Annotated in this window: 6 protein-coding genes; 5 read left to right on the top strand and 1 reads right to left on the bottom strand. The window is 59.0% G+C overall.

What is annotated here, in order from left to right:
* Positions 1–330, bottom strand: a 330-nt coding sequence (locus GEU01_RS23350) for a transposase (protein WP_019090520.1), incomplete at its 3' end; no start/stop codon positions are given.
* A gap of 185 nt (positions 331–515) precedes the next feature.
* On the opposite strand from GEU01_RS23350, the gene GEU01_RS18950 reads away from it, so the two are divergent.
* The 5 genes from GEU01_RS18950 to GEU01_RS18970 form a co-directional block, all read left to right on the top strand.
* Complete coding sequence (locus GEU01_RS18950; RefSeq protein WP_194303387.1) at positions 516–1,976, top strand: sensor histidine kinase; 1,461 nt, start codon at positions 516–518, stop codon at positions 1,974–1,976.
* Positions 1,973–2,590, top strand: a complete 618-nt coding sequence (fixJ, locus tag GEU01_RS18955; RefSeq protein ID WP_019087322.1) for a response regulator FixJ — start codon at positions 1,973–1,975, stop codon at positions 2,588–2,590. Before GEU01_RS18950 ends, fixJ begins: the two co-directional genes overlap by 4 nt.
* 172 nt (positions 2,591–2,762) lie before the next feature.
* Positions 2,763–4,394: an NAD-dependent malic enzyme gene (locus GEU01_RS18960; protein WP_019087323.1), complete on the top strand. Its 1,632-nt coding sequence runs from the start codon at positions 2,763–2,765 to the stop codon at positions 4,392–4,394.
* 82 nt (positions 4,395–4,476) lie between these two features.
* Complete coding sequence (locus tag GEU01_RS18965; protein ID WP_019087324.1) at positions 4,477–5,418, top strand: AEC family transporter; 942 nt, start codon at positions 4,477–4,479, stop codon at positions 5,416–5,418.
* A 197-nt stretch (positions 5,419–5,615) separates the two neighbouring features.
* The coding region (locus GEU01_RS18970; RefSeq protein WP_198284502.1) for a transposase at positions 5,616–6,075 on the top strand (460 nt) is incomplete at its 3' end.

Consider the following 6,075-nt stretch of genomic DNA (forward strand, 5'->3'; position numbering starts at 1 on the left):
GTTCGTCCGGCGGAAGGTCGCAATCGTATCATGATCCGGATGCAGGTTCGCCGCCACGAAGCGTACCCCGATGTCGCGATATGTCGCCCGCTCGATCCGGCGTGAGGAAAACAACCCGTTCGCATAGCTGAAGATCAGAAGGGCCAACATCAGACGCGGATGGTACTGTGCCTTGCCACCCGTGCGCACTGGCACGCAGAACGCACTCATCGGAACCCGCTCAACGGCGGCTACAATGAAATGCGCCATATCGTCAGCAGGAAGCCACGACTTCAGATCAGGAGGCAGAAGATACGGCTGAGACCGGTCAAACGGGATGAAGCTGCTCATCTCACCACCTTACAACCTTACCCCTTCACTGGGTAACCCAACCCGACAGGCTGCTAAGAACCATGACGGTTCATGGCGCAGTCTCACCCTACAGGTGCAATGTTTTGATGAATGAGGCTATTACGTAGTAATACTGACTCGCCTTGGCGAGGTCGTTCGCCGACCATTCGGTGAGGAGAACGTCATTGAGGGACTTTTGGGATCTGCCGCCTCAAGAGACCGGTGCGCTGGCACGCCATCGCAGTTTCGCGGCCGCCTCCTCGTACGCGCTCGGGCTCGTGATACTGGGGACGCTCATACGTTTCCTGATCAATCCGTTTCTCGGCGGCAGGACGTTGTTTCTCTTACTGCTTCCGGGAGTGCTCGTCGGCGCGGTGATCGGCGGTCTCTTTTCCGGTCTAGCCGCAGCCACACTTGCATCAGTGATCGGCTGCCTCCTTCTCGCGCATGACGGCGCGCCGCCGATCGAAAACTGGGTCGAGACGATCCTGTTCGCGACACTCTGCGTCCTGATCACGTGTGGTGGCGAATGGCTGCTACGTGCCCGTCGGCGCACGGCCGCGATGGCGCAGCGTATCCTTGAGCGGGAGGCGCATCTCAGCGCCATCCTCGACGCAGTTCCCGACGCTATCATCATTCTCGACGAGCGCGGCATCGTGCAATCATTCAGCAACGCGGCGGAGACACTTCTGAGGTCTAATGCGGCAGAGGCGATCGGGACGAATATCGCAGACATCGTCCCCGAACTCGGAACGGCTCCAGTCTCCGATCGGCACGGAATAGCGGCAGTCGCCCGTCGGAAAGACGGGACGACTGTCCCCGTTGATCTGTCTACCGGACGCCTGACATCAGGAGAGGGCTCCTTTACAATCGCGTTCCTTCGCGACCTCACGGAACGCGAGGAAGCGGACCGACGCGTGCGACAGTTGCAGGCCGAAGTCACACATATCTCACGCCTGTCAGCCATGGGCGAGATGGCAGCCACACTGGCTCACGAACTTAATCAGCCTCTGACGGCCATCACGAACTTTCTCAACGGCGGACGCCGTCTCCTGGAAGCCGAGAACGGGCAGAGCACGCGCGTGCAAGAGGCCATGGACAAGGCGGCCGCGCAAGCGCTGCGGGCCGGTCGGATCATACGGTCGTTGCGGGACTTCGTGTCTCGGGGAGAAGGTGAGCCGGGACTGGAAAGCCTGCGGGCGCTTATCGAAGAGATGGCAACGCTGGCCTTGGTCGGAATTGCGGAGCGCGGGATCGACGTATCCTTTCAGCTGGACTCTGGGGCCGATCAGGTTATCGCGGACAAGATTCAGATCCAGCAAGTCCTCCTCAACCTGATCCGCAACGCCGTGGAGGCCATGGAGGACTGTGACGAACGGCGTCTGGTCGTCGCGGTCGACGCTTTCGAAGGCATGGCACGGATCCGCGTGACGGATACTGGCCCCGGTGTGAGCCCCGAGATTGCGGGCAGGCTGTTTGAATCTTTCTCAACGACGAAGGATCATGGCATGGGAGTCGGGCTGTCGATCTGCCGCACCATCGTGGAGGCTCATGGAGGACGCATCGGAGCGCAGCGGGAACGCGGGGGAGGGATGTGCTTTCTTTTCACTCTTCCCTGCGCCAGGACAGAGGAGTTTGGCGAATGAACCCGGATGGTATCGTCCATGTGATCGACGACGACGAAGCCGTACGCGAATCCCTTGCCTTCCTGTTGCTGACATCGGGACATACCGCGAGGACCCACGCATCGGCGGATGAGTTCCTCGCTATCCTCGACGGGGTCGAGTGCGGATGCATCATAACGGATATCCGGATGCCGGGCATGGACGGCATCGCTCTTGTCGACCGTCTCCAGAAGCGCGCGACGGTTCTCCCGGTCATTGTGATCACGGGGCATGCTGACGTCCCCCTAGCGGTGCAGGCCATGAAAGCCGGCGCCCGCGACTTCATCGAAAAGCCGTTCGACGATCATACCATTCTCGACGCGGTGGCCTCCGCTCTGCGGTGCGGTGACGAGAACGGCGCCGAACGCGCGCATGCACATGTCATTCGCCAGCGGATCGCCGCTCTGACGACGCGGGAGCAACAGGTTCTCCGTGGCCTCGTCGACGGTCAATCGAACAAGGTCATCGCCCGGGAGCTTGGGATAAGCCCGCGCACGATAGAGATTTATCGGGCCAATCTCATGATAAAGATGGACGCTCGCAGCCTGTCTGAACTCGTGCGGATGACGCTGACAGCCACGGAGCGGCCGCGATAACACAGTCGACCTGAAATCAGGACGGGTCGTTTCCCTTACGAGGTTTTACGTACGTAGTTTTCCGGATGCGCTGGAGCTCGGGTGGGCCCAAGATGACATTCAGTCATCCAGCGGCGGCCGTTCCGAACGAAGCGCATGACTTCCGCACGCCGTCGAACCGCGAGGAGAACACATGAGCCAGGCCAGCACGATCCGGGGACAGGAAATCCTCAACAACCCCGCCCGCAACAAGGAAACCGCCTTTACAATGACTGAGCGTCAATCGCTCGGCCTTGAAGGTCTGCTTCCTCCGACTGTGGAAAACATCGACCGGCAACTGGAGAGGGTTCAGACGCAACTCGCCGCAAAGCCGAATGATCTCGAACGCTACATCTATCTCATGAGCCTGGCGGCCAGGAACGAGACGCTATTCTACCACACGCTGATGTCCGACCCCGCGCGGTTTGTGCCGATTGTCTATGATCCGACCGTGGCTGATGCCTGTCTGGCATACGGACATATCTATCGCGGCAGCGCGGGCATGTATCTCACGCGCGACATGAAAGGTCGCTTCAAAAAAATTCTGCGCAACTGGCCGGTAAAAGACGTTCGGTTCATCTGTGTGTCCACCGGCGGCCGTATTCTCGGTCTTGGCGATATCGGCGCTAACGGCATGGGCATTCCCATTGGCAAGCTCCAGCTCTACACCGCCTGCGCGGGGGTGCCGCCCGAGGCGCTGCTGCCTGTGCTACTGGACATAGGCACCACGAACGCGGCGCTCCGGGCCGATCCGCTTTATCTTGGTCTGCGCGAGCTCCCGCCAGACGAAGCGGAGGTGGATTTGATCTCAGAGGCATTTATCGAAGCCGCTACAGACGTGTTTCCCGGTGTCTGCATTCATTTCGAGGACTGGAAAGGTACCGATGCGATGCGGCTTCTCGCCCGCTATCGCGACAAGGTCCTGTGCTACAATGACGATATTCAGGGAACCGCAGCGATCGCGGTAGCAGGCCTGACCACGGCACTGCAGATCAAGAACGAGACTTTCGCCGATCAGCGCGTCCTTTTTCTGGGCGCAGGCTCAGCCGGGATCGGTATCGCAAGTATGATTGTCTCGGCGATGGTCGAAGCGGGTCTGGGCGAGGCCGAAGCGCGTGAGCGTATCGTACTGATCGATGTCAACGGTCTGATCGAGACCAGCCGGACCGATCTCAACGAGTGGCAGAAGCCGTTCGCGCACGAGGCGAAACCGACGAAAGATCTTCTCGAGGTCGTCAGAACCTTCAAGCCGACCATTCTGATCGGCGTCAGCACCATCGGCGGCGCATTCACCGAGGAGGTGGTCCGCGAGATGGCAAAACTGAACGAGCGGCCGGTGATCTTCCCGCTCTCCAATCCGACGAACAAGGCGGAATGTACGGCCGAGCAGGCCTATACCTGGACAAAAGGCAAAGCATTATACGCCGCTGGAGTCCAATTTCCGGACTTCGAATATCAGGGAAAGAGCTACCACCCGGGACAGGCCAACAATTTCTATATCTTTCCGGCAATCGGCCTCGCCGTTTACGCGACCCGTCCCGCGCGGATCACGGACGATATGTTCATCACCGCCGCCGCCGCGACAGCGGATCAGGTGGGGCCGAGCGCACGCGAGCATGGCATGCTGTTCCCGCTCCAAGCCAACATCCTGGAGACCGAAGTGACGACCGCCACGCGGGTTGCGGAGCATATCTTCGATAGTGGACAGGCCACCGTCGAGCGTCCGGAAAATATCCGCGCCTGGATCGAGGGGCTGCTCTACAAGCCGGTCTACAAGGAACTCTGACACACCTAAGTCATCCCCGGTGATCGGCTCNGCCGATCACCGGGGATGATGACGCCTTCTCTCACCAACCCGGAGCAGATCCGTGAATCTCGTGATACTCGTCGCCGCCATCGCTCCGGTTGTCCTCATATTCGGGCTGGGCTATCTGGCCGGGAAGTACAAGGATTTCGATCACGATCAGGCCATCGGTTTCAGTCATTTCGCGCTGAAATATGCCCTGCCGGTTGCGCTCTTCCTCAGCATGGCGACCTTCAAACGCGACTTGCTCCTTCAGCAGGGGCCACTCGTTGTGGTCATGATCATCGGATATTCGCTCTTCTTTGGCGTGAGCTATCTCGTCCTGTGCATGATGACGCGCGACCGGCTCACCGCAGTCCTCCTCGGCTATGCGGTGTCCTCCACAGCCGCACCGATCTATGGCCTGACGGTCCTCGATCCAATCTATGGCGATACGGTCGGCGGCGGCGTAGTCGGTCTGGCTGCGGTTGTCACAAACCTCTTACAGGTTTCAGTCGTCATCTACCTGCTCGAGAGCGCGTCCAGGTCAGAAACGTCGAGACCCTCGTTGGCCCGAACGCTTGGAAAAACGATCAAGAACCCCCTTGTGTGGGCACCGGTGCTGGGCACCATCGTGTCTCTGTCCGGTCTGACGATGCCGCCGGTTTCCGTGTCCGTGCTCAAGCCTCTAGCAGTCTGCGCACCAGGAGCGGCGATCTTCGCCTGCGGGCTCGCGCTTGCGTCTTATTCCCTTAATCTCAGATCTAGGACCGTTATACTGGGATCGCTCGTCTGTGTCGTCTTGCAACCAGCAGTCTTCTTCGTCGCCCTCAAGGCATGGGGACTAAAATCCGCTATGGCGAAAGCAGCTTTTGTCGCAAGTGCGATGCCTACCTCCACACCGTCTGCCCTGTTTGCCCAGCAGTATGGGAAGTGCGAGGTAGAAACAGCCAGCATCATGCTGCTCACGACGCTCGGCATGGTCGTCGTCATTCCCGCCACTGTCGCTATATGCGAGTGGATATAACGCAAAAAAATAGATGATTGGAAAAGTTCTCTGGTTTTAAGACCTGCCCTATGATTACAATTCCATGCACTGATTGGAGAAAATGAGTCCTGAAAAGGTCTGTTTTCCGTTTTGAGAAGCGTTTTGCTCATTTGAGTGCTCTAGCAGCCTGTCGGGTTGGGTTACCCAGTGAAGTGGTAAGGTTGTAAGGTGGTGAGATGAGCAGCTTCATCCCGTTTGACCGGTCTCAGCCGTATCTTCTGCCTCCTGATCTGAAGTCGTGGCTTCCTGCTGACGATATGGCGCATTTCATTGTAGCCGCCGTTGAGCGGGTTCCGATGAGTGCGTTCTGCGTGCCAGTGCGCACGGGTGGCAAGGCACAGTACCATCCGCGTCTGATGTTGGCCCTTCTGATCTTCAGCTATGCGAACGGGTTGTTTTCCTCACGCCGGATCGAGCGGGCGACATATCGCGACATCGGGGTACGCTTCGTGGCGGCGAACCTGCATCCGGATCATGATACGATTGCGACCTTCCGCCGGACGAACAGGGACGCCATTGAAGCTGCATTTGCGCAGGTTCTGCTTCTGGCGCGCGAGGCGGGTCTGCTGCGTCTGGGTGTAGTATCGATCGACGGCACGAAAATTGATGCCGACGCTTCGAAATACCGTTCCCTGC

The sequence above is a fragment of the Komagataeibacter europaeus LMG 18890 genome, assembly GCF_000285295.1.
Lineage (GTDB): Bacteria > Pseudomonadota > Alphaproteobacteria > Acetobacterales > Acetobacteraceae > Komagataeibacter > Komagataeibacter europaeus.